Annotated in this window: 15 protein-coding genes; 8 read left to right on the forward strand and 7 right to left on the reverse strand. The window is 62.6% G+C overall.

All coding sequences use genetic code 11. The features are described from left to right. Positions 1-246: 246 nt before the first annotated feature. Positions 247-4,173 carry an HtaA domain-containing protein gene (locus CVS27_RS17240; RefSeq protein ID WP_165788342.1) on the reverse strand — a complete coding sequence of 1,309 codons (3,927 nt, stop codon included), beginning with the start codon at positions 4,171-4,173 and terminating at the stop codon, positions 247-249. A 47-nt stretch (positions 4,174-4,220) separates the two neighbouring features. Then, positions 4,221-4,955, reverse strand: coding sequence for a neocarzinostatin apoprotein domain-containing protein (locus tag CVS27_RS17245; protein WP_103467093.1), 735 nt, complete (start codon positions 4,953-4,955; stop codon positions 4,221-4,223). Positions 4,956-5,233: 278 nt separating this feature from the next. On the opposite strand from CVS27_RS17245, the gene CVS27_RS17250 reads away from it, so the two are divergent. From CVS27_RS17250 to CVS27_RS17265, 4 genes are all read left to right on the forward strand, one after another. Beyond that, a complete protein-coding gene (locus CVS27_RS17250; RefSeq protein WP_103467094.1) occupies positions 5,234-6,439 on the forward strand; it encodes a heme/hemin ABC transporter substrate-binding protein in 1,206 nt (401 codons plus the stop codon). Beyond that, positions 6,436-7,623: a FecCD family ABC transporter permease gene (locus CVS27_RS17255; protein WP_103467095.1), complete on the forward strand. Its 1,188-nt coding sequence runs from the start codon at positions 6,436-6,438 to the stop codon at positions 7,621-7,623. Before CVS27_RS17250 ends, CVS27_RS17255 begins: the two co-directional genes overlap by 4 nt. Beyond that, positions 7,620-8,450, forward strand: a complete 831-nt coding sequence (locus tag CVS27_RS17260; RefSeq protein WP_207767560.1) for a heme ABC transporter ATP-binding protein — start codon at positions 7,620-7,622, stop codon at positions 8,448-8,450. Before CVS27_RS17255 ends, CVS27_RS17260 begins: the two co-directional genes overlap by 4 nt. Before the next feature lie 77 nt (positions 8,451-8,527). Further along, complete coding sequence (locus tag CVS27_RS17265) at positions 8,528-9,937, forward strand: DUF2079 domain-containing protein (RefSeq protein WP_103467097.1); 1,410 nt, start codon at positions 8,528-8,530, stop codon at positions 9,935-9,937. Positions 9,938-10,014: 77 nt separating this feature from the next. On the opposite strand, the gene CVS27_RS17270 is transcribed toward CVS27_RS17265, so the two are convergent. From CVS27_RS17270 to CVS27_RS17280, 3 genes are all read right to left on the reverse strand, one after another. Then, positions 10,015-10,710 carry a biliverdin-producing heme oxygenase gene (locus CVS27_RS17270; RefSeq protein ID WP_165788343.1) on the reverse strand — a complete coding sequence of 232 codons (696 nt, stop codon included), beginning with the start codon at positions 10,708-10,710 and terminating at the stop codon, positions 10,015-10,017. A 110-nt stretch (positions 10,711-10,820) separates the two neighbouring features. Beyond that, entirely contained in the window at positions 10,821-12,098 is a 1,278-nt protein-coding gene (locus tag CVS27_RS17275) for an MFS transporter (protein ID WP_103467099.1), read from the reverse strand. Positions 12,099-12,178: 80 nt separating this feature from the next. Beyond that, positions 12,179-13,207 (reverse strand): Gfo/Idh/MocA family protein, encoded by a 1,029-nt coding sequence (locus CVS27_RS17280; protein WP_103467100.1) that lies wholly within the window; start codon positions 13,205-13,207, stop codon positions 12,179-12,181. Between the two features lie 52 nt (positions 13,208-13,259). Here CVS27_RS17280 and CVS27_RS17285 point away from each other — a divergent pair, with 52 nt between their 5' ends. After that, complete coding sequence (locus tag CVS27_RS17285; RefSeq protein ID WP_103467101.1) at positions 13,260-13,640, forward strand: helix-turn-helix domain-containing protein; 381 nt, start codon at positions 13,260-13,262, stop codon at positions 13,638-13,640. A 35-nt stretch (positions 13,641-13,675) separates the two neighbouring features. On the opposite strand, the gene CVS27_RS17290 is transcribed toward CVS27_RS17285, so the two are convergent. After that, entirely contained in the window at positions 13,676-14,899 is a 1,224-nt protein-coding gene (locus CVS27_RS17290; protein WP_103467158.1) for a PucR family transcriptional regulator, read from the reverse strand. Between the two features lie 220 nt (positions 14,900-15,119). Between CVS27_RS17290 and ald the strand changes: the two genes are divergently transcribed. Further along, a complete protein-coding gene (ald, locus tag CVS27_RS17295) occupies positions 15,120-16,232 on the forward strand; it encodes an alanine dehydrogenase (RefSeq protein WP_103467102.1) in 1,113 nt (370 codons plus the stop codon). 94 nt (positions 16,233-16,326) lie between these two features. On the opposite strand, the gene CVS27_RS17300 is transcribed toward ald, so the two are convergent. After that, positions 16,327-21,705, reverse strand: a complete 5,379-nt coding sequence (locus tag CVS27_RS17300; RefSeq protein WP_133162976.1) for a family 20 glycosylhydrolase — start codon at positions 21,703-21,705, stop codon at positions 16,327-16,329. A gap of 239 nt (positions 21,706-21,944) precedes the next feature. Between CVS27_RS17300 and CVS27_RS17305 the strand changes: the two genes are divergently transcribed. Together CVS27_RS17305 and CVS27_RS21365 are read left to right on the forward strand one after the other, a co-directional pair. Further along, a complete protein-coding gene (locus CVS27_RS17305) occupies positions 21,945-22,739 on the forward strand; it encodes an alpha/beta fold hydrolase (protein ID WP_103467104.1) in 795 nt (264 codons plus the stop codon). Positions 22,740-22,840: 101 nt separating this feature from the next. Further along, positions 22,841-23,494, forward strand: coding sequence for a GerMN domain-containing protein (locus CVS27_RS21365; RefSeq protein ID WP_243400258.1), 654 nt, complete (start codon positions 22,841-22,843; stop codon positions 23,492-23,494). Positions 23,495-23,544: the final 50 nt, after the last annotated feature.

The raw sequence follows: 23,544 nt of genomic DNA on the forward strand, positions 1-23,544 counted from the left end.
CAAGCTCACCAACCCCGCGTCCAGCCGCCGGGAACACCTCATCCTCAGATACCTCAAACGCCACCCACGCTGACAGCTCTATTGACACGTGAGGCGGCCCATCAACCAGGAAAACAGAAAGCGCCATGTAGATGCCATGAAAAAGGCTGGGGCGGGTTCTGCACTTGCAGAACCCGCCCCAGCCTTTTTCATCTCAGCCAGCCACCGGGCTATTCAGCTCAGGTTGAGCCTCAACTGCGCACCTTACTAGCGACGGCGTCGCACCAGGCGGTTGCTGGTGATGGCACCGGCACCCAGCAGCAGGACCATGAGCGCTGCGATGACCGAAGCATCCAACCCCATGGCACCTGTCTTGGCGAGTGTTCCACTTCCGGCAACACTGCCAGCCACAGCCACAGAGTTACTGCCAGCGGTAGCACCTTCTGCGCAGCCCAATTCAAAGGCCACCGTATCCAGCGCCTCTCCGGCAGCGTAGAAATCGGCAAACGGCGCAACGCCACTGGCGGCCAGGACAGCCTTGGCGCCGGAGGCTGAGTAGACCGTGCCGGCCGTGTTGAGGCCCGACGTGGAGAGGTCAAGCGTGGCCAGGACCACGCCGTCGTACTTGGTGTCGACACCGGGCTTGGCGCCAGCCGTGGCGGACTCCAGTGAACGGCTAACAACGTTGGCCTTGAGTGTTCCACTATTGCCATCCATGACCAGCGTGACGTTGTTGATGGTCACCGAGAGGACGGCGCCGGAACCGTAGTCATGGCCCTGGAATCGCGCCTCACCGTTGAACGCCACGGAACCGGTGCGCTTGGCTGGTTCAATGGTTCCCTTGCCCTTTGTGAAGGTGAAGACGGAATCCGCGCCAACCGTCGCACCGTTGAAGGTGATGTTGCCCTTGGCGATGTTGCCGGTGATGTACTTGCGGAAGGACTCCTTCACTCCCCAGGACAGCGTGCCGTCAACAACCGTGCCGTTGGTGCATTTGGCATCGGCGGTGGACTTCGTCGTCGGGCCCGTGGTTCCAGGCACTGCGGGCTTGGGCGTCACCGGGCCCACCACGGGTGCAGTGATCTGCAATTGCGCCGAAGCGCTTTGCACACCGGGAACCTCCACCGCAAGGAACTGCGCAGGAGCGGTTGCCGTTGTGGTCAGGGTGTACGTGCCGGCTTTTTGTGAAGCCGGGACAGCCCAATTCACGGAGAATGTTCCGTCAGCAGCCACCGTCAGCGGAACGGCAGGGGCACTGCCTTGAACCTCAAAACTCAGCGAGTCAAGAGGGGTGTTTGCCGGGTAGAAATCAGCAAAAGCAGGAACGCCGGCTGCCGTCAAGATTGAGGGCAGGTTCTTGCCTGCCAAGCTTGAAGCATCCGCCGTGACTGCCGCGGTGTCAATGGTGGCCAGGGCAACGCCGGGGTAGCTCCTGGGGGCGCCTTCCAGGGACTTGCTGGTCATGTCGGCTACGAGCTGCTTGTTGTTCACATCAACACGAATGTTGCTGATATTCACCTGGAGCGCGCCGTCGTGGCCCGTCATGGAGACGGTACCGCCGAACGCGGCAAGCTTGGTGGTTGCATTGAAGCTGGCTGCGGGGAAGTGGAAGCTGCCATCAGCGTTTACCGTGGCGCCTTCGCTGGGCGTGATTTCGCCCTTGGCGATGGACCCCTGGACGTAGTTGCGGAAGGTCTCCTTCAGACCCCAATCCAGACCACCCGTTGCCCCCGTGGAGGGTGCCCCAATTTCCAGAGCCTCACCTCCCAGGTCAAAGGTCAGTGCGCTGCCTGGCGCGAAGTTGGCGCCCGTCAAGGCCAAGCTCTTGCCTGCCTCAACGCTCATGGCACCGAGATTCAGAACAGGCTTCACGTCCGGAACTTCAGGCTCGGTAATGACCGGAGCCGACGGATCAGCCCATGCGAGTTCCACAAATGCATCCTGGGTGCGGTCGGATGAGTAGTCATGGTCCTTGTTGTCTTCGTCGCGGGGCGAATTGAAGGTGGCAACAAAGAGCTTGTTGGCAACGGCTGTGTAGCCGCCGTTCTCAAAAACAGTTGTCACGGAGAACTCAATTGGACCAAAGGCACCCAAGCCATCTGTTGTTACCAACTGGGCGCGTTCATAGACGGCGGGCCGGCTTTCGCCTCCCGGTCCTTGTGCCACCTCGGCAACGTAGACGGCACGATTGGCGGCGTATCCGGTGCCGGAAACCATAACCTTGCTGTCATGCTTCAGACCGGTTGCGGGCTCAACTTTCAGCACAGGCTTAGTGGCCGGCACCTCAGGCGTGCCCACGGTTACGGGTGCGTAGAGTTCCTGCGCAGCATTCGTCGTGCCACCGGCAGCATAGGTGTAAACACCAAAGTTGCCAGCCTCGGGCCACGCAACATCAACACCGGCAGTGACCTTCTTCTTCACCGTCAACGTCGCCGTGAACGAACCATCCGCAGCAACCTCAACCCACTGACCCCGCACAGCACCCTGATACGCCGCCGGAACAGCATCCAAAGCAGCCTGGCTCATCGCCCACAACTGATCCCCCACCACACGCGTGCCAGCAGCAGCACCCACCGAGGGACGCCACGCATCAGCAAACTTGCCAAACACCACATACGTGCCAGCAGGCTTACCCGTAGCAATCGGCGGACGCGAACCAGCCGGAGCAACATTGCCCGCAGGATCAAAGCCAGTTCCCTTAACAACAATCTTCGTACCCTCAGCCACCGGACCCGCCAACGGCGTCACACCATCAACAGCAAACACCTTCACCGCAGGCACAAACACAGGAGCAGGCGTGCCGACGGTTACGGGTGCGTAGAGTTCCTGCGCAGCATTCGTCGTGCCACCGGCAGCATAGGTGTAAACACCAAAGTTGCCAGCCTCGGGCCACGCAACATCAACACCGGCAGTGACCTTCTTCTTCACCGTCAACGTCGCCGTGAACGAACCATCCGCAGCAACCTCAACCCACTGACCCCGCACAGCACCCTGATACGCCGCCGGAACAGCATCCAAAGCAGCCTGGCTCATCGCCCACAACTGATCCCCCACCACACGCGTGCCAGCAGCAGCACCCACCGAGGGACGCCACGCATCAGCAAACTTGCCAAACACCACATACGTGCCAGCAGGCTTACCCGTAGCAATCGGCGGACGCGAACCAGCCGGAGCAACATTGCCCGCAGGATCAAAGCCAGTTCCCTTAACAACAATCTTCGTACCCTCAGCCACCGGACCCGCCAACGGCGTCACACCATCAACAGCAAACACCTTCACCGCAGGCACAAACACAGGTTCCGGGACCACAACTTCAGTCACCGTCAACGCGGCGGCTGCGGAATAAACCACTCCTCCTGCGTTGGTGAATGCTGCACGGTAATTCTTGCCGTTGTCGGCAACAGTGGCCGGAACGCTCAAGGTATCTGCGGTTGCGCCGTCAATGTTTGTCCACACGTCCGTGCCCGGCGCATTGACCTGCCACTGCACTGAATCGTGCCCCGTGGCGGCTGCACTGAACGTGGCAGTCGAACCGTTTTCCACGCTCTGCGCAACTGGCGACGCTGTCACAACGGGTGCCGCAACAGGTACCGTATAAGAAAGTGAAAAGGTCACGGGGTCGAAGGCATCGCGCTCCGCATAAAAGTTGGCAAACGCCGGAACTCCTGCGCCCGTCAGCGCCGTGGGCAGCGCGCTTCCGCTGAAGTTTCCTTCGCTTGCAACCGCGCCGGCGCCCACGGTGGCGAGATCGGCGTCGTCGTACGTCACCATGCCCTCGCCGCTGAGGGCCTTGCTGACAACATCGGCAACGAGGGTCCCGCGCGTCAGGTCGAGGCGAATATCAGTGATGTTGACGGACAGTTGCCCCTCATGCCCTGCAAAGTTCACCGAACCGCCAAAGCTCAAGAGCTTGGCGGCCGGGTCAACTGCTGCTGCGGGGAACTTGAAGGTCCCGTCGGCGTTCTTAATGGCACCACCGGCCACCGTGACAGTTCCCTTGGCGAAGGGCATTTGCAGGTAGTTGCGGAAGGATGCTTTCACTCCCCAGTCAAGGCTGCCAGCGGTGACTATTGGCGCAGCTGGCGCAGCCGAGGCCGCCGGAGCTGTGGCGGCAAAGGCGCCACCTGTCATGGCGAGTGCTGCCACTACAGCCAACGGGCGGCGCCACCAGCGTCCGCGTTGAAGTGATGTCATGGTGTTCCTCTGTAGTCGGGGAGAAAGGTGCACGCTGGCGGGGCGGGTCATTTGGAACCTCGACGGCGCTTGTTAAATACCACTGCACCGGCACCCAGGCCGAGTAGGACGGCGCCACCGGCCACCACGTAGCCCGTTGTGGCGCCGGTTTTAGCCAGGGCACCCTTGGCGTCACTCTTTGTGTCGCTGGCGGCGGGTTCCTGCGCCACTGTGCCAAAGCTGATGGGAATTGCGACGTCGGCTGTCCGGTCTGCACTGCGCGTGTGGTCGGCGCGGGTGACAATGACACAACCGTTGGGGGCCTTGGCCGGGTCCTCGCAATTGGTCAGCGCGTCAGCCGCGGACACGGCGAGGGCTACCGAGAAGGAACCCTTGCCGCCGGCCTGGGCGAACGGCTGGGCCAACCCTTGGCCATAGGCAGGCGGGTTGGAAGAGATCCACACTGAACTTCCCGAGCCCCCAGTGGTGTCAACGCCGCCAAGGCAGGGCGTTGCCACCGCGCCGGGGCCATTGTTGACGCAGATACCAAGGTAGATGCCCTTGCTCAGGTCAAATCCAGCACCGCTGACTTGCACGGAATCTCCCGCGGCAGCCAGGCCCGTGGCACGGTCCACGGTGAGGGTTTGCCCGCTCGGCCCGCTGCCCGACGCGGCAAGCGCACCGGCACCCGTTGCCAGGGCCAGCCCACCCGCCAGGGAAATGGCTGCGGCTGTTCGCGCTAAGCGCGCGCCACCTCTCACATGTGACACCTTGGCTGCGTTGCAGCTGGCGATTCCCTTCATGATCCTCCTTGTAGTTGGCGGCCGCACGCAAGCAGCACACCACCCCAACGCAGGCCACTTTTGACCTACGCAAATCCTCGATTTGTGCACTTTCCTGTGCGGAAATTCTGCTCAAAACCGAGCTTTGCAGCAACCTTCACGGCCGGCATGATTACGCAAGATTAATTTGAGCTAAACATAACCTAACCTAGGGTAGGCTTACTTAAGAAACGCGATGGTTATTGTGTTACTCCTCGTACCGTCAGCTAGACCACTGCCTGCTTCTCACTGGGGAATCCATGAATTTTGTTGTGCCGCAATCACCAGCGCCCGCCAGTCGTTTTGGCCACAGAAAAAGGGCAGCTGCACTGCTGGCATCCGTGACGGCAGCGGCTTGGCTTGTCAGCGGCTGCGCCCCGACCGCTCCCGGATCAGGCGATGTGACATCGGTGCAGACGTCAGCCGCACAACCTGCGGACCCGGTTGCCGCCTGCACCGAAGGAACCGCCGGGAAGCTTCCCTTGCCTGCCGACTGGCAGGCTCCCGGCACTGCGGCCGGCACCAAAAAGGCAGGCAACACGGCGCCAACTGGCCCACAGACCGCCAATACGGCCGCCATCACCCTGCCCATCGTGGCCGCCAAACCCGTTCCGGCGCTTCCCACCACCGTGACCTCCTGTGATCAGGCGGAGGTGGAAGTAACCGATGTGAGCCGCATTGTCACCATCGACTTGAACGGCACGTTGACGGAGATTGTCCATGGCCTGGGCTTGGGCGCAAACGTTGTCGGCCGGGACCGTGCAGCAGATTTCCCGCAGGCAGCCAACGCCACAGTAGTGACCCCCACGGGACACGACCTCAATGCTGAAGCCATCACAGCCCTGAACCCCAGTGTGGTCCTCACCGACACCACCATTGGCCCCTTGGAAGTTCAGGAGCAGCTGCGGGCTGTGGGGATACCCGTTATTTTCTTTGACCCCTCCCGCACGCTGCCCGGGATCAACCACCAGATTAACGCCGTGGCAGCCGCGCTTGGCGTGCCTGCGGCCGGGGTTGAACTGAACAAGCTGGTGGGCGCCGACATGGTTGCCGCGCTCTCCATGGTTCCCGAGGACTCCACACCAACGCGCGTGGCCTTCCTCTACGTCCGTGGCACCGCCGGGGTGTACTTGATGGCAGGCCCCGGCTCCGGCGCTGATGACATGATCAAGGCGGTGGGGGCCACGGATGTCGGCACCGAAATCGGCCTGAAAATGCCGTTCACCCAATTGACGTCCGAGGCCTTGATCAAGGCAGCTCCTGACGCACTGCTGCTCATGACCGGAGGCTTGGAAAGCGTTGGTGGGGTGGATGGCTTGGTCAAGATTCAAGGCATCGCCCAAACCCCTGCCGGCACCAACAGGCGGGTCATTGACGTGGCTGATGGGACCTTGCTCAGCTTCGGCCCACGCACGGGCCAGATCATCAAGGCCCTGTCCCTTGCCGTTCACGGGGCGCCGGAATGACAGCCACCATCCCCTCCGAAGCCGTCACCTCAGCCGAGGAAGCCGAGGAATCCAAGGAATCGGCGGCCGCAGCAAAAACCGGGCAGGCTAAAACTAAACGCACGGCAAAGGACCGCCTGATTCTGGGCATCCTGGCAGCGGCACTGGCGGTCACCGCATTGGTCGCCGCCGGCACCGGACAGCTGCACATTGCCCCCGTGGAAGTTATTGGCAGCATCATCCACGGTTTTAACAACTGGCTGCAAGGCTGGCTTGACTACTTCGGCACCGGCTGGAACGCACCGTTTGGCTCGGCGCCGCTGCCCGAACATGCCAGGGGCTATGAGACCCTGTGGTCTGTGCGCTTCCCGCGCGTGGTGCTGGCCATGATAGTTGGCGCAGCATTGGCCTGCGCCGGCACCGTCATGCAGGGCGTCTTTGGCAACCCGCTGGCAGAACCGGCCGTGGTGGGTGTTTCCTCGGGCGCCGCCGTGGGCGCCAGCACAGCCATTGTGACGGGCCTGGCCACGCAGGGCAATTGGGTTGTGGCCATCTGCGCCTTCCTCGGCGGGCTCATCACAACACTGCTGGTGTACAGCCTCTCGCGCAGCAAGGGCCGCACGGAAGTAGTCACCTTGGTGCTGACAGGCATTGCCGTGAACGCGTTCACTTTCGCCATGATTGCCTTTTACACTTACGTCGCCGATCCCAACGCCCGCGAACAGTTGATTTTCTGGCAGCTTGGCAGCCTCAATGGGGCAAGCTGGCTCAGCGTAGCCTCCGTGCTTCCTCTGCTGCTGGCGGGACTGTTCATGGCTTTCATGGCTGCCGGAAAATTGGACCTGCTGGCCCTGGGCGAACGGTCCGCCCGGCATTTGGGTGTCAATGTGGAGCGGCTGCGCATGACCATGATCGTCACCGTGGCCCTGCTGGTGGGGGCGGGCGTGGCCTTCACCGGCATCGTGAGCTTTGTGGGCCTGGTGGTCCCCCACCTGATCCGCATCATTGCAGGCCCCGGACACAAGCTGCTACTCCCGGCCAGCGCACTGGGCGGCGCCCTTTTGGTCCTGCTGGCCGACCTTGGCGCCCGCACCCTGGTCACCTATTCCGACCTGCCATTAGGCATGCTGACAGCCCTGATTGGCGGCCCGTTCTTCTTCTGGCTGCTGCGCCGGACCCGCAATGAACAAGGAGGCTGGGCGTGAGCCTGCTCGATGTTTTTCGCGCCCCTCCCACGGCCGTCCCGGAGCCCTTGGCTGCTGGGCAGGAGGCCATTTCCTGCTTCGGGGCAAGTGTTGAGCTCGGCGGCCGCACGGTGTTGCACGACGTCGACCTGACCATCCTTGCGGGCGAAGTCCTGGCCTTGGTGGGCCCCAACGGCGCCGGCAAGTCCACCTTGTTGGCGGCCCTGGCCGGTGACGTCCCCCTGCGCAGTGGGGAAATCCGTCTGGCCGGGAAGCCATTGAAGCACTGGCGGGCGCAGGAATTGGCGTTGCGCCGGGCAGTGCTGCTGCAGCAGGTTCAGCTCAGCTTCCCCTTCAACGTTCTGGACGTTGTGCGGATGGGCAGGGCGCCCTGGTCCAATACTGCTGCTGCCGAGCACGACGACGAACTGGTGTCAGCCGCCATGCTCGCCACAGATGTCACGCACTTTGCGCACCGCAAGTTCTACTACCTTTCCGGCGGCGAGAAGGCCCGCGTGGCATTGGCCCGGGTACTAGCCCAGGACACTGCGGTCCTGATGCTTGATGAGCCCACGGCGGCCCTTGACTTGCGCCACCAGGAGCTCGTTTTGCAGGTGGCACGCGCCCACGCGGCTACTGGCCGGGCAGTGGTTGTAGTGCTGCACGATTTGAACTTGGCGGCCGGCTACGCGGACAAAGTGGCGGTGCTGGACCAGGGGCGCTTGGCGGCACTGGGAACCCCTGCCGAGGTGTTGACGGAGGAACTGCTCAGCCGCGTCTACCAGTACGGGATAGATGTCATGCCGCATCCCGTGAGTGGGCGCACCGTGGTTCTGCCCCGGCGCTGATGCGCAGGCAAGATCAGCAGCCGCGATGCACGGTTAACAATGCCCGGTATCGCGCGCCCGCGGCCTAGACTTTCAGAGTGACCACCGCACAAGAAACCCGACGGCCAGCCCCGGCCAGCCCGCCACGTCTGGCCGAATTTCAGCACGCCACAACAACGCCGCTGGCCCTTTCGGGGATTGTGGGCGCCCTGGCCTTCGCGGTGTATTCGGTGTTCTCCTGGCTGCAGTGGCAAAGCTTCACCATCCGCTCCTGGGACTTGGGCATCTTCACCCAATTGGCGAAGGACTACGCCAATTTGCGCCCGCCCATTGTGAGCCTGAAGGGCGAGGGTTACAACCTCCTGGGCGATCACTTCCACCCCCTTCTGGTGTTGCTGGCACCCTTCTACCGCTTGTTCCCCAACGCGTACACCTTGCTGGTGGTGCAGAACATGCTGCTGGCTGTCTCAGTGGTGGTGGTGTGCCACTTTGCCATCAAGCGTTTGGGCAAGATTACGGGCGTTTGTCTTGGCGTTGCCTACGCACTCAGCTGGGGCATGCAGTCGGCCATCGACGCGCAGTTCCATGAAATTGCCTTCGCCGTGCCGCTACTGGCCTTCTCACTTGTGGCTCTGCTGGAAGAACGGTGGCGTTCAGCTTGGATTTGGGCCTCGCTGCTGGTTTTCGTCAAGGAAGACTTGGGGCTGACGGTGTTTGTCATTGGCCTGGTCATGGCGTGGCGGGCACGGACGGCGGCCGGCTTGTGGCTCTCCGCGTGGGGTGTTGGCTGGTTTATTCTGACCACCAAAGTCATCTTGCCCGCCATGAATCCGGGCGATAAGTGGGCGTATCAAAGCCAGCTGAACATTGCTGGCCTGCTCAGCGATCCGGCGTCACTGTTCCACCCGGACAAGGTCACCACGGTCCTTTTGCTGATTGCCATCACGGCCGGGCTGTGCCTGTTCTCACCGTTGACGTTGATAGTTTTGCCCACCCTGGCGTGGCGCTTCCTCTCGGAACTGCCCGTCTACTGGGGCCAGGAATGGCAATACAGCGCGGTGCTCATGCCGGTGGTTTTCTGCGCCGCCATTGACGCCCTGTCTCGGCGCAAGGTGCTCAACTCCACCCGGCTGCGGCTGCTCATGGGCACCACCATGATGTTGCTGGCCGTGGTGCTGTCCAGCCAATACGCCTTGGGGAAACTGGCCGATCCGGCCAAACACTTCCCCACGCATACCGTTGCTTCCTCGCAAAGCGCACTGGCAGCCGTGCCGGACGGTGTCACGGTTGAAACAGATATTTCCTTGATGAGCTACCTGGTTGACCGCACCGAAGTGTATTGGATTGGCAACCAAAATCCCGCCCCGCAGTACGTCTTGATTGACGTCTCCGGCCGCCCCGGGCTGTCCCCCACAGCTGCCGCCACTGAAGCCGAAGCGCGCTTCCCCGGCACCCGCTTCGTCACCGTTTACGCTGACGGCCGCTACCAGGTGGCCCAGCGGCAATAGCTGACCACGCTTAACGAGAGGACGACGCCGGAATGTAAGTTACGGCGTCGTCCTCTCGTTAAGGCTGGGGTAAAAGCCTACGCTGCGGCCGCGCGGGCAGCAGCCAGGTCAACAAAGACTGCCCGGTTGAGCTCAAAGGAATCGGCCGCAAAGGCCAGGATGGCATCCTTCTGGGCCCGGCTGAAGCCAGTGGTGTCCAGGAGGTCGCGATAGCCGTCCTTGTACGGCTTGGGCTTGGGGATCTGGGGGAACGCGTAAAAGTTCAAGCCCTCATCGGCGATGCCGTAGTGGCGCTGCACCATGCGGGAGATGATCAAGCCGCCGGAGAGATCGCCCATGTAGCGCACATAGTGGTGGGCCAGCAGGAATTCAATGGATTCCGCACCCATGGCTGTCAGTGCCCGCGCATAGGCCACCGTGGCCGGGACAATGGCAATCCTGCCGTCCGCCAACTGCGCTTCCCAGTCCTCACCATGGTGGTAGCTCATGTCGGCCTCCAAGGCGGATGCCCGGGCCAACTTCGGATCGATGAACGCGCCCAGTTGCGGGTGGTCCACATGCGCTGCGAGGGCATCTTCCAGCGCGCGGTAGATGACCAGGCTCTGGTCCAGCAGGCTCACCAGGGCCGCAGTGTCCAAGGTGCCAGCCATCAGCTCTGCCACAAAGGCCGAGTCCTCGGCGGCTGTGTGGGCCGCCGCCGTGTGGCTTTTCAGCTCCTGCGAGAGGGCCTCGGCGGAGTCGGGCAGAACGGTTTCAATGACTGGTGCAGACATAGCGAACTCCATGATTAGGTAATGGTAGCCTTAGCTAATCAGCTTTGCTGACACTGTGTCAAGACATTGCTGACACTGTGTCACCAGAAGTCGCAATGTTGCCGTGGGACTCAGTCAACTCCCTTGATTTTGACCACAAAGACAGCGCCCAGCAACCCAATGATTGCCGCCGCAACGTAGAGAGTCACGTAGCCGCCCAGAATGGTCACCAGCGGCCACGCAATCAGCGGCGCAATAACCTGGGGCAGGGAATTGGCAACATTGATGACGCCCAGGTCCTTGCCGCGACTCTCCGCATGCGGCAGCACCTGGGTCAGCAGCGCAAAGTCAACGGCCAGGTACGCTCCGTAGCCAATACCCAAGACTGCGGCGCCAACCAACGCACCCGTCCACGTGGGTGCGAACGCCAAGATCAGGGCCGCCAGGGCGATGATGGCCGAGGACCCAATGACAAACGGCTTGCGCCGCCCCACCTTGTCGGTCCAGCGGCCGCCAATCACCGCCGTCACAAGGGTCAAAATGGCGTAAATGCCCGTCAGGATCAGGACCCCGAATTCCGGGTTCTCAAAACCAACGGCGTCGCGCAGGAAAAACAGCAAATACAAGGTGACCATGTGGTTGCCCACATTGACCAGAAAGCGGGTAATCCAAGCCCAGGCAAAGTCAGGGTAAAGCCGCGGGGAAATCCAAAATCCCTTGACGAAGGCTGGCCAGGTAAATGGCGGCCTGTCCTCCTTGCGCAGAACAATGTCATTCGAGTAGAACAAGTAGGGCACCATCCCGGCAACCAGGGCAACGGCGCACAGCACGTACCCCAGCGCGAAGTTGCCGGCCACCACGGCACCCACCGCGGCACCCAGCAAGATGCCAATCACGGTGCCCATGGAGGCCAAGCCGCCAATGGTGCCGCGTTGGTGGACGGGGGCCTGGTCGGGAACGGCTGCGGTAATGGCCGCGAGGGCGCCGTTGCAGCCCAGTTGAACCAGGCACCACAGCAGCATCATGGCAGCAACGGTCGGGGCAACCGTCAAACCCAGCAGGCCGATGGTCCCCAGCAGCGCCCCAATGAATACCCAGGGCACCCGCCGACCAAAGCGGGAGATGGACCTGTCGCTGAAGGTGCCAAAGAGCGGATTCGCCACCAAGGAAACTGCGGCTCCGGCTCCGGTGACCAGGGCAAGGATGCCTTCCTTGCCCTCCTCATTGAAAGCGATGGCCTGTTGCCCCAACAGGACCTGAATGGGGCCAAAAAAGGAGGTGTTGATGCCAACATTGACCAGAATGACGGCAAAAATCCACTTTTTGCCCACGTCCTGAGTTGGCTCGGCAAATGCTGCCGTGGACGACGTCGGACCAGACGGGGTGCCGGTTCCCTTGGATGTGGTCATGTTCCCCAGCTTTCACAGTTCCTTCGAGTGGCGCCAACATGCGCCACCACGGGCTTCGCTTCGCAACAGCTTACGTGGCTTTATCCCACTTGCGCCCGAATTTTCTCTATGATCCGCAACGCAGCCACGGAATCGGCAGGGTTGACCGGTACCGGCCCGCCACGGAGTATGGCCTCCGCCAGGAGCTCGTAGAAGCGTCCGAAGCTTGCCCGCTCGGTTGGCACCAACTCCAACGTCCCGTCCCGACCCAGAAGACCCCAATTTTCTTGCGGATCCACCCCGTACCGCGGGTCCCCGGGCGCCAAGCCGGCCATCAGCTGGGACTCCTGAATGTCTGCCGTTTGCTTGGTGTAGCTTGCCTCGGATCCCACAACACGCAGGCGGGGTCCCAGTTGCGGGGCATTAAGGTTCATCCACAGGTGGGAAATCACCCCGCCAACATGTTCCAGCGCAACAAAAGCATCGTCGTCGGCCAGTTCCTGTGGCCGGCGGGCCGCAAGCTCACCGTAGACGCGCGTGGCGGGGCCAAAAAGTTGCAGTGCCTGGTCGATCAGGTGTGTGCCCAAGTCAAAGAGGATGCCACCGCCGCTGGCAACGGTTGCCTTGGCCTTCCATTCCTTGGTGATGACCGGCTGCCAGCGTTCCAGTCGAGATTCAAACCGGCGGACGTGCCCCAGCCGCCCCTGCTCCATCAGCTTTTTCACGGTCAGGATTTCCGCATCCCAGCGGCGGTTTTGGTATGTGGTCAGCAGCAGGCCCCGTTCCCGGGCCAGGGCAATCAGTTCCTCGCCTTCGGCGCTGGTCACGGTGAACGGCTTGTCCACCACCACGGCACACCCGGCCTCCAACGCGTCACGGGTGAGACCCCCATGCGTTGCCGGCGGGGTTCCCACCACCACAAGGTCAACATCCAGCTGGCTGGCCGCCCACACTGCCCGGTCAATGACGCGGGCCTGCGGATATGCTGCCCGGGCCTGAGCCTGACGCTGCGGATTGGAGGTGACGATGACGTCAAGGGCGAAGTCTGGCAATGAAGCAATGGCTGGGGCGTGGAAAATACTGCCGGCATGGCCAAAACCGAGCAGGGCGGTGCGGATTCTCTGCGTCATGGGCATTACATTACCGGGCACCTTTTGGAACCAGCGCGATAAAGTATGACCCATGACCCTCCACGCACCCCGCATCAGCTCCGGCCTTGCCCCAACGGATCAGCAGGGACTGGCCCGCACCTTGGGCGACAGCGACGACGTCACGATTTTTGTGGACGGCACCGCGCACCGCCTGCCGCCCGAAGCCACGGAGGCCGTGTTGGACTTGCTGCGTCGGCTCTCACGTGGCGATGCCGTAACCGTTGCGAGCGTTGCTGAACTGTTGACAACCTCCCAGGCAGCCGAACTTGCAGGGATTTCCCACACCTTCTTGCGCAATATGACGGACAGGGGTGAGATACCTGTGCAGTACCGCGGCACGCACAGGCGGATTCGCAGCCAGGACATCATGGCGTGGCTGGAGTCCCAAAAGACTGACACGCGTCAGGGCTGAGTTCCCGCCTCGCCAGACTCCTTGGAGCAGTCTCTCTAGAGACGGGGCCGGCCGGCCCAGCGCGCCGCCTTCAACGCCAAGTGCAGTTCCAGGCGCACCCGCCCAGACAGCGGATCCGCCCCGATGATGCCCCGCACCCGGCTCAACCTGTTGTAGACGCTTGAACGGTGCAGGTGCAACTGCTCCGCGACTCTGGCCACGGCCCCGTCACTGTCGTACAACAGTTCCAAAACAGGAAACAGCTCTTGGGCGCCGTCGCGATCGCGCAACAACCGGTAGTACACGCTGTCCTCGGGGTCGGCGGCGCCGCCTGCCAGGACCTCATAGACCCCGGCTCCTCGGACATCAAGAATTTCGCCCAGGGCCGGGTCCACCGCGGCAGCCTGAGCAGCAATGTGCGATTCCACGTTGGCCGCAGGCAAGGCCCGCAGGGAAACGAAGGGCTCGCTAATGCCCATCACCACGCGCTCCGGCGGAACCCCCGTACGCTTGCTCAGTTCCGCCGCATAGCGCGAAAGCACTGCCGCATGGCTGCTGCGTCCGGGCGTGTGCCGGAACAAGAGCGCCGCATGGGTGGCCAAGCCGGCGCTGAAAAGGGCTTCATCAACACCAATGGTGCCCTGCAGGCCTGCGCTGCGGTGGATCAATGCCGCAGCCAGCGGATCAGTGACAGCAGGAACGGCGGAGCGGCCGGGAATTCCGGGTGCTGCGTACAGGGTTGCCATCTGCCACGGGCCATTTTGGCGGATCTCGGGCCACTCACCCAACACATCAATGGCACGCTTGTCCCCTGACACGGCGGCCAGAAATTGTTGTTCCCGCAGCTGGCGGACACTGGATTCGGCAGTGTTGGAGTCCAGCAACAACGTGGCCAGCAAGTCTAGCGAGTCCCTGACCTGCGGCAGTTCGGCGAGTACCGCCGTCGCACTTGGTTCCTGCGCATCCTGCTGGACCCACAAGTAGCCCACCCGGAATCCGCGCACCAGCAGTGGGACACAGACCCGGCCCAGCATGCCCAGGTCGTCGTTGGCGGGGATCACCACGGGCCGGACCGCACTGGCAATGCCATGCGAGAGCTGCCAGGCGCTGACGTCGGCCGGGACGCGCTTGCTCAGCAGAAAATTCACCCGCACCCTGTCGGCATGGGACTGGTTGGCGCTGTAGGCGAGCAGGAGACCGTCAAGGTCCTCGAGGGACAGCCCGCGGCCCAATTGGAGGGCCAGTTCCTCCACGAGGTTCTCTATCTCTGGATTGCGCATGAAATCAGCGTAGTGGAGCGGCACGACAGTAGGCGACACTTGAACCCCCAACCATCGACAAGTGTCGAGCCGATTTGGGCAAAGTTGCTGATATTGCGGGAATTTCCTTCTCTGGTGGCACCCGTGGGCTATGAAGTACTTCACAGGAGGGCTCTAATGTAGTCAGTACACCAACAGCGTCCGGGCGCAGGCCCACCGCACCGAAATGAAGGACAAAATCATGATTATCGGCGTTCCCAAAGAGATCAAGAACAACGAGTTCCGCGTGGCCATGACGGCGTCGGGTGTCCACGAACTCACGCGCCACGGGCACACGGTTTTGATTGAACGCGGCGCCGGCATTGGCTCAAGCATTTCCGATGACGAGTACGCAGGCTCCGGTGCCGAGTTGGTTGTTGACGCCGCAGAGGTGTGGGGCCGTGCCGACATGGTGGTCAAGGTCAAGGAACCCATCAGCGTTGAGTACCCGTACTTCCGCAAGGGCCTGATCCTGTTCACCTACCTGCACCTGGCCGCCGAGGCTGAACTGACGAAGGCGCTCATGGAGTCCGGCGTGACCGCCATTGCCTACGAGACTGTGCAGATTGGGCGCACCCTGCCGTTGCTGGCACCCATGTCCGAGGTTGCCGGCCGCTTGTCAGTCCAGGTGGGCGCCCAGTGCCTGACGGCCCCTGCCGGCGGCAAGGGCATCCTGCTCGGCGGGGTCCCCGGGGTCCGCCCCGCCAACGTGGTCATCCTTGGTGCCGGCGTGTCCGGCACCAACGCTGCGGCCATGGCCATTGGTGCTGGCGCCGATGTGACCATTCTGGATATCAACATTGACCGCCTGCACCAGCTCGATGACCACTACCAGGGCCGCCTGAAGACGGTTGCGTCCAACACCTTGGAAATTGAGCGCTCCCTGATGGCTGCGGACCTGGTCATCGGCTCAGTGCTGATCCCCGGCGCCAAGGCTCCCAAGCTGGTCACCAATGAGATGGTGTCCCGCATGAAGCCCGGTTCCGTGCTGGTGGACATCGCCGTGGACCAGGGCGGCTGCTTCGAGGACACCCACCCCACCACGCACGCCGACCCCACCTTCAAGGTCCACAACTCCGTGTTTTACTGCGTGGCCAACATGCCCGGCGCCGTGCCGAACACGTCAACCTACGCACTGACCAATGTGACCCTGCGCTACGCCGTTGCCTTGGCCAATCTGGGTGTTGTTGCCGCACTCGAAGCAGACCCGGCCTTGGCTGCGGGCCTGAACGTTGCGGGCGGCCAGGTGGCTCACCACTCGGTGTCCAGCGCCCACGATCTGCCCCTGGCGGCAGATTGGCGCCAGCTGGTCTAGCTCCTAAACGCCGACGGCGTGCCATACGGGCGGGGACGCATGAAATTTCAGGTGTCCCCGCCGGTATGGCACGCCGTCGATCGTTAATGCGTTGCTACGCGTGCCGGCTGCGTCGCTTCCGGCTCACAGCAATGCCCACGCCGATCAACAGCGAGGCCAAGGCCAGCCCCGACAGCAGCGAGACATTGGCACCCGTTTTCGCCAGGTCATCTACCGTGGCCGGAGCCGTGGTGGCCACTGCCGTACTGAACGGCGTTGACGTTTTCGACGGTGTTGCGCTCGGTGTTGCTGCGCCCGTGGGTGTTGCTGTCGCACTTGCCGTCGCGGACGGCGTTGCACTGGGAGACGCGCTCGGGCTCGGCGTCGGCACCACCACCTCGGCAACCGTCACCGCAACGGAGCCGATGCTGCTGGCACCCACGGCACGGATCTGGTGACTCCCGGCAGTGGCACCGGCGGGCGTTGCGACGTCGAGCGTAAACGCACCAACGCCGTCGGCCGTGGCATTGCCCAGGGGCAGCGGATCCGAATGCAGGCTCAGTGCCACCTGCTGGCCGGGCGTGAACCCGGAGCCTGCGAGTGTCCAGCCCTTGGCGGTGGCAACGGCGCTCAGTGCACCAACCCGCGCTACAGCGCTTTGTGGCAGGACCGCGAGCGCGCCATTGGCATCAAGGGCCGAGAACGCCACCGTGTTCGCTCCGGAAACTGCCGGGACCGAGAAGTTGAATGCACCGTTGGCGGTGATGGCGTGTGCCGTGCCGTTCACGGTGGCAGTCACCGTTCCCGTGACACCGCTCAGGGTGCCGGTGGCGGTAAAGACGGGCTTGCCTGCTGCATCAAAGGAAACCTTGCCGGAGAAGTCCGTCAGGGTCAGGGCGGCGGAAGCTGGCAGCGCCGGGGCGCCAACACTCTTCCACGCAACATCGGGGGCGCGGTAGTAGCCAATCTTGGCCTCGTCCCAGCCTTGGGCCCGGTTGATGAGGCGGGCCGTGAAGTCCTCGAACTGGGCCGGATCGTTCTGGCGGTCAGCCTTGGCGCTCCACGCAAGCTCGGCCACGGCCGGGAAGCGCGGGAACATCATGTGGTTCATGTAGGCGCGCACCGAGTCAAAGGGCTTCTCGGGCGTCCACAGGATGTCGCCGTTCTGGTTCGTGGCATCGGACCACAGTGCCACTTCAACACCTAGGATCTGGCTGTCGGTCAGCTCTAGCTTCCCGCCGCCGGCCTTGGGGACGGCGGTGGTTGGCTCCCACTGGTAGGAACGGGCCAGGCTGACGAAGCCGCCGTTGACCCAGCGCAGGCCGTACTTGGTGGTGGCGTCGTACTTCATGTCGACGTAAGTCCTGTCGGCTGGGGACATGATCAGCTTGTTCCCCGCCTCCACGGCGTGGGCCACATTGGCGACCAGGTCCGCGGCGTCGCCGGATTCCTGGGCGTAGTTTTGCAGCACGCCGCCTGCCGGGAGGCCTTCGCCGTCGGCCCAGGAGTTCCAGGCGATGACCTTTTTGCCGTTGTCCGTGACTATCTTGTTCACGATCTTGGTGTACTCGGTGAACTGCTGGTGCGTGAGCCCGGCGGACTCGTCCCCACCCACGTGGATGTAGTCGGTGGTGTTGTTCTGCGCCGCAACGTCAGCCATGACAGCCGTCAGGAAGGTCTTGACGTTGTCCAGGTGTTCGGCGTCCTTGAGGCAGAAGTTCGGGCCGCGGCCATAGTTGGTCCACGGAGGGATGGCCACGTTGTTGCAGTTCAGGTTCGGCACCGCCGCCATGGCGGCACCGGCATGGCCGGGTCCGTCAATTTCCGGGATGACTTCAATGAAGCGCGCCGTGGCGTAGTCAACAATTTCCTTGTATTCGGCCTTTGAGTAGAACCATGGGCCTGCCACACCGTTGTCCACGGTACCAACGGGCATGCCGCTCTGCACCGATGCGCCGATTCCCGTCAGGGCCGGGTAGGCGTCAATGGCGATGCGCCAGCCCTGATCCTCGGTGAGGTGGAAATGGAACGCGTTGAGCTTGTATTCGGCCATGTAGTCCAGATACTTCTTGACATCGGCCACCGGGTAATACCGGCGGGCGGCGTCAAGCATGGCGCCGCGGTAGTCCCAGCGCGGCTTGTCGGCGATTTCCACCGGCTCCACCGTCCAGGCTCCCAGTTGCACGGTTTCGGCACTGATCTGCACCGGCAGCAGCTGGCGCAGGGTTTGGATGCCGTTAAAAACGCCCTCGGCGGTGTTACCCGTAACGAGCACACCTGTTCCCTTGACGCTGAGCGTGTAGCCCTGCTCCCCCAACGACGCCGGGCCGTTGCTGGCCAAGGTGATCGCCGGGTAGAGGCTCGACGGCGTTTGTCCCATCTTAAGTGTGAAGCCGGCGGCGGGCTTGAGCAGATCTGCCAGGTAGCTGCCCAGTGTTGCCGTTGCGGCATCGGTGACAATCGGGGTGTTCTTGGTCAGGCCGAAGCGCGGGCCTGTGCCGGCCACTACCGAGTTGGGTTCCGGGATCAGCGCCGGCAGACCGGTGGGCGGCACGTATCCGGGGTTCATGGCGCTCACGGAGAACTCGGCCACTGTGGTGGTTTCAGTGCCCGCTGCACCAATGTCGTTGTAGGACACCAGCTTTACGTAGCGACCCGTGGCCGCGGCGGCGAAGTAGGCGCTTTGCTTGTTGTTCCCCGTGACGAACTTGCCGCCGGCAACGGGTGATCCCCAGTTGACGCCGTCGTCGGAAACGTACACACGGTAGTCGCCAATGGCGCCGTTGGTGTTGTTTTGGCGGGCCGTGTAGTTCACGCCGCACAGGGTCAAGTTTTCGCCCAGATCAACACTGAGCGAGTTGGGGAATTCCATGGTGCCCTTGGACCAGCCAGTGGAGAAAAATGTTGCATTGTTGCCGTCAATAGCGTTCGACGCCGGGGTGTCCTCGGAACCGTAGGTGACTAGGGACTCCTCGGAACTGGCCTTGGCCGATACCGGCTTGATGGCAGTGGGTGCGCATCCGGCCGGAACAGCAGTCAGGGCTGCCGGCGCTGCCGGCAGTTCAAAAGGCGCCTGCAAGGCAATGGTTGCACCGGTTGCCGAGGAAGTGAACGGCGCACCCGCTGCGGTGGCCGTGAGGGTCATTTGCGGGGTGTAACTGCCCGCGGCTACGTCGGCGGCGTCAAAGGTGTGCTTCTTGGCCCGGCAGAATTGCTGGGCACCGGGTGCCAGCGTTCCGCTGAAACAGCCGGCAATGTCGATGCTGGACGTTGCTGCAATGTTGCTCAACGGCACGTTGCCGTCATTGGTGATGCGCACCATGTAGGAACCCTTGTCCTTGATGCCAAGGCCGGGAGGTGAAGCGTAGTTGAACACGTCCAGGATGGTTTCAATCTTGACGGACGGGGCCGGGACCAGCTCACCGTGTTCGGCGGGGGCGCTGGTAGTCACCTTGACTTTCTTGATGGTCCCCTTGAAGAACCACTGGTCTGTGGGGCCGGCAGTGTTGGCGCTGGTCTTAAAGTGCACCCCACCAATGGTGACGGTGTCCAGGTTGGGCAGGGACTTGAAGAAGAACTGGCCGGCTTTGGACGCCTTTTCAGCTCCGTCCACAAAGAACTTGGTGGTGCCGTTGGCGGCGGTCAAGGTGACGGTGTGGTCTGCACCGTCCATGATGTTGGCCGTGACCGAGGCGGTGGCCAGGAAGTTCGGCCGGGCCGCACGGATTTCATAGTAGGGGTTCTTGCCGCTGTTGACTGTCAGCAAAAGCTCGTGGTCATCCACACTCTTTTGCGAGGCGCCAAACAGGGTCTGCGGCAGGGATGACACACTGTTGGTGCTGTTGAACGTGACGGAGATGCTGCCGTTGTCCAGGTTTTTGAGCTTGTCCAAGTTCCCGGTGGTGACGTTGCTCAGCGACGTGCCGTCGTAGGTCTTGGGGGTGTTGTCCTCAAAAACCACTATTTCTGCTGCTGCGCCGGTTCCGGCCACTGTGGCCAGCCGGACCAGGACTTGCGAGCTCTTGCCGGCAGCCGTGTATGTGGCCTGCACGTCCTGGGCCTGGACGGCGCTGTTCTTGCTGGTGGCAACGGGGACGTTGACCACTGCTTGCGCGCCTGCGGCAATAGCGGGTGCCGCAGCGCTACCTGCAACGTAAGTGCCGCCGTCGATCGTCACAGTGCCTGCCGGCAGGGCCGCGGCGTTCTGGTTGGTGACCGTGACCGGGACAGTGGTGGTACCGCCAATGGCCAGCTGCGTGCTGCCGGGGATGGAAAGCGGGGCGCAAGTACCCTCCAGCTCGGCGAGCGGGAAGGAGGCGAAGGTGATGTCTGCATAGCCGTTGCGTTCGTACAGCACACCCACGGTTTTGTCGCCGATCATGGCAGCCGTGGAGTAGCCGGAGGAGCCCACTTCCAGGACCTTACCCACGGGCCAGGTAGTGCCGTCGTCGCAGGAGAGCCGGATGGTGGTGTTCATGCGGATGTCTTTGTCAAAGTTGTTGGTGGAAAGCATCCACTTCGACTTGGGATCACTGGCCGGAAGCGTGGGGAACACTCGCGTGATGGAGCCGTTGCTGGTGGCATCGATCAGGGCGGGGTCATCCGTCTTGGGACCCCAGGTGGCGCCGCCGTCAGTGGAGTAGGCACGCTGGCGGTTGTCGCCTGCTCGGTTGTTCCAAATCAGGTTGCCGTTGGACATGGCGGCTGTTTTGTTTTCATCAGCTCCGGCAAGCGGGGCTCCATGCTGCCACGTTGCGCCGTTGTCATCGGTCCAGGCACTGACGGCACTGGAGCCGGGGGTGCGCATGAGGTACTGCTGCACCAAGCGGCCCTTGAACGGCCCGGTGGCAATGTAGGTGGCCATGCCGGATGCGGCAAAGCCACCTGCCCAGGCCGGGTCCTTTACCTGGGGTGTGATGTTGTGGTGTTCCCAGCTGGCGCCGTTGTCATCCGAGTAGCTGACCCAGTGCTGGACGATGGTGGGGGTGTCCTCGATGCCCGTTGTCCCGGCAAGGAAACCTGTCTTCTTGGACCCTGTGTAAAACAAGAAGACTCGGTTCGTTTCCGGGTTATAACCCAGCGACGGGTCGCCATAGCCTTCCGGGTAATTGCCGCCGTGGGCAATTTTCTGTTCGGTCCAGGTGGTGCCGCCATCCTTGCTAATGCGCACCACAGTGTCAATGAATGAGGGCAGATCAGCCACGGTGTGGCGGCCGTCGTAGGCGGTGACGATTGTCCCGTCATTGGTGACAATCATCGCGGGGATCCGGTACTGCCGGTACTTCCCGTCCTGGTGCGTGGCCAGGTCAACCCGCTTGACGTCGGCCAGCTCGGCCAAGGGAGCGGGGTTGGAGCTGGGCACGTCCTCCAGCGCCGGGGCAAGGTTGGCCACGGATTGCGCGGCCAAGGAGCTTGCCTGGGCGGGGGTAACTGCCGCACCCAGCAGGCACGCCGCCACCGCGGCAGCCATGGACTTTCTAAACCAAGAACTCAAGGCACTCTCCAATGTCTGGCCTGACCAAGGAGACGGCAGGCAGCCTGTGAAATGGGACATCCGATGTCACTCCCCGAGAGTCTAGGTGGATATGTTATGGATCACAATGGTTTGCAGTGCCCTCACCCTTTGTTACGTTTCGCCGATTCCACTGCCGCCTGCAACGAGTTCCTCGACATCCCCGCCGCGCCGCAGTAGTCTCCGATCTAGATTCGAACAACATCCAGTAAGGAGCCACCATGACCGCTTATGTCACCTCCGCCGACGGAACCCGCATTGCCTACGACTCCCAGGGTTCAGGCCCCGTCGTCATTCTTGTTGCCGGCGCCATGCAATTTCGGGCCTTTGACCCCACCACCTCTGCCATGGCCATTTTGCTCGCCGCAGAGGGCTTTACAGTCGTCAATTTCGACCGGCGCGGCCGCGGCGACAGCGCCCAGGCGCCGTCGTTCACTCTTGCCGACACCATTGAGGATCTCCGCTCCCTCATCGGCGTCGCTGGTGGACCGGCCGCCTTGGTGGGCAACTCTTCCGGCGGATCCATCAGCCTCGCGGCCGCCGCGGCAGGCCTGGACATCTCGGAGCTGGTGCTCTTTGAGGTGCCCCTGCGTGAAGAACCCGGTGGTGAAGGCGCCGAATTTCTGGCCGGCCTGCGCGAGAGGATTGCACACGGAACCGCCGATGAAACCATCGAATATTTCATGAAAGACATGCCACCCGAGTGGCTTGAGGGCGCGCGGAACAGTCCGGGCTGGCCCGTCATGACGGCCATGGGGCCCTCGCTGGAGGCGGACGCCGAATCGCTGGCATGGACTCAGAGCGCACCCCGCGCCGAACTTTTCTCTGACATTGGCGCGCGAACCCTGGTCTTGGTGGGAGCGGAAACGCTGCCGATCATGCCGCAGGCCGCCGAATCCATCGCCAACAATCTTTCCCACGCAACACTGGGGCAACTCCCTGCGGCGAATCACAGTTGGGAGCCGGCAGTGATGGCCAAGGCGGTGGCGGCATTCCTCAAGGGCATGCCAGCGTGACCTGACTGCAATGACATTGCGGTTGTGCGCCCTTTGCCTCCGCACGCTTCCGCCACACGGGCAGCAGCTCTACCGTAGTTTCATGGGAATGGCAGATCCCCATGAAACTCGGGGAGGGCGTCATGCGTGGACGTGGAAAATCAACTGTGGCAGCACTCGCCTGTGGCGTGGGTTTGCTGCTCACGGGGTGCTTGGGACCTTATGCAACACCTGAATCTACGCTCCCGGCATCAACCCAGTCGACCACTGTCAGCCCAGCAAGCGGTGGAGCCGCAAGCGCAAGCAAGGTCCCGGCGTCGAACCCTCCCGTAACCGGCACTACGGGCGGCAACGACCCAACCGTCATGCCCACCTCGGCGTCGGTGACAGTTTTCTACATTGCCCAGGGCGACGCCGGGACGTCCGGACCCGCCCTTGGCTGCGGAGACAGCGCGGTGGCCGTGACGAGTGCGACCATCATGTTCACCGACCCTGTGGAAGGGGCATTGCGCACGCTGTTGGCCAATCATGCAGCCCAGATTGGGCAGTCGGGATTGTCCAATGCGCTCTGGCAATCTTCGCTGAGCGTGGACTCCGTGGACAGATCCGGGGGCACCATCACGGCGCAACTGAGCGGCACCCTCACCCTCGGCGGTGAGTGCGACATTCCCCGCGCGGAGCAGCAACTCCTGCGCACGGCCCAGCAGGCAGCAGGCGCACCAGTGGCGATAATAGTCAACGGAAAAGCGTTGAGTGATGCCTTGAGCCTGAAGTAGCAGGCACAATGGAAAAACTTTTGATGCCTATTTAGCAACATTGGTTATAT

Origin of the sequence: Arthrobacter glacialis, from assembly GCF_002909445.1 — a bacterium.
Classification (GTDB): domain Bacteria; phylum Actinomycetota; class Actinomycetes; order Actinomycetales; family Micrococcaceae; genus Specibacter; species Specibacter glacialis.

What these genes read in the sequence shown, in the direction of transcription:
- CVS27_RS17255 (WP_103467095.1), top strand. Translation starts at nt 6,436, where the DNA reads ATGACAGCCACCATCCCCTCCGAAGCCGTCACCTCAGCCGAGGAAGCC.
- CVS27_RS17275 (WP_103467099.1), bottom strand. Translation starts at nt 12,098, where the DNA reads ATGACCACATCCAAGGGAACCGGCACCCCGTCTGGTCCGACGTCGTCC.
- CVS27_RS17285 (WP_103467101.1), top strand. Translation starts at nt 13,260, where the DNA reads ATGACCCTCCACGCACCCCGCATCAGCTCCGGCCTTGCCCCAACGGAT.
- CVS27_RS17270 (WP_165788343.1), bottom strand. Translation starts at nt 10,710, where the DNA reads ATGTCTGCACCAGTCATTGAAACCGTTCTGCCCGACTCCGCCGAGGCC.
- CVS27_RS17280 (WP_103467100.1), bottom strand. Translation starts at nt 13,207, where the DNA reads ATGACGCAGAGAATCCGCACCGCCCTGCTCGGTTTTGGCCATGCCGGC.
- CVS27_RS21365 (WP_243400258.1), top strand. Translation starts at nt 22,841, where the DNA reads ATGAAACTCGGGGAGGGCGTCATGCGTGGACGTGGAAAATCAACTGTG.
- CVS27_RS17240 (WP_165788342.1), bottom strand. Translation starts at nt 4,173, where the DNA reads ATGACATCACTTCAACGCGGACGCTGGTGGCGCCGCCCGTTGGCTGTA.
- CVS27_RS17250 (WP_103467094.1), top strand. Translation starts at nt 5,234, where the DNA reads ATGAATTTTGTTGTGCCGCAATCACCAGCGCCCGCCAGTCGTTTTGGC.
- CVS27_RS17290 (WP_103467158.1), bottom strand. Translation starts at nt 14,899, where the DNA reads ATGCGCAATCCAGAGATAGAGAACCTCGTGGAGGAACTGGCCCTCCAA.
- ald (WP_103467102.1), top strand. Translation starts at nt 15,120, where the DNA reads ATGATTATCGGCGTTCCCAAAGAGATCAAGAACAACGAGTTCCGCGTG.
- CVS27_RS17305 (WP_103467104.1), top strand. Translation starts at nt 21,945, where the DNA reads ATGACCGCTTATGTCACCTCCGCCGACGGAACCCGCATTGCCTACGAC.
- CVS27_RS17245 (WP_103467093.1), bottom strand. Translation starts at nt 4,955, where the DNA reads ATGAAGGGAATCGCCAGCTGCAACGCAGCCAAGGTGTCACATGTGAGA.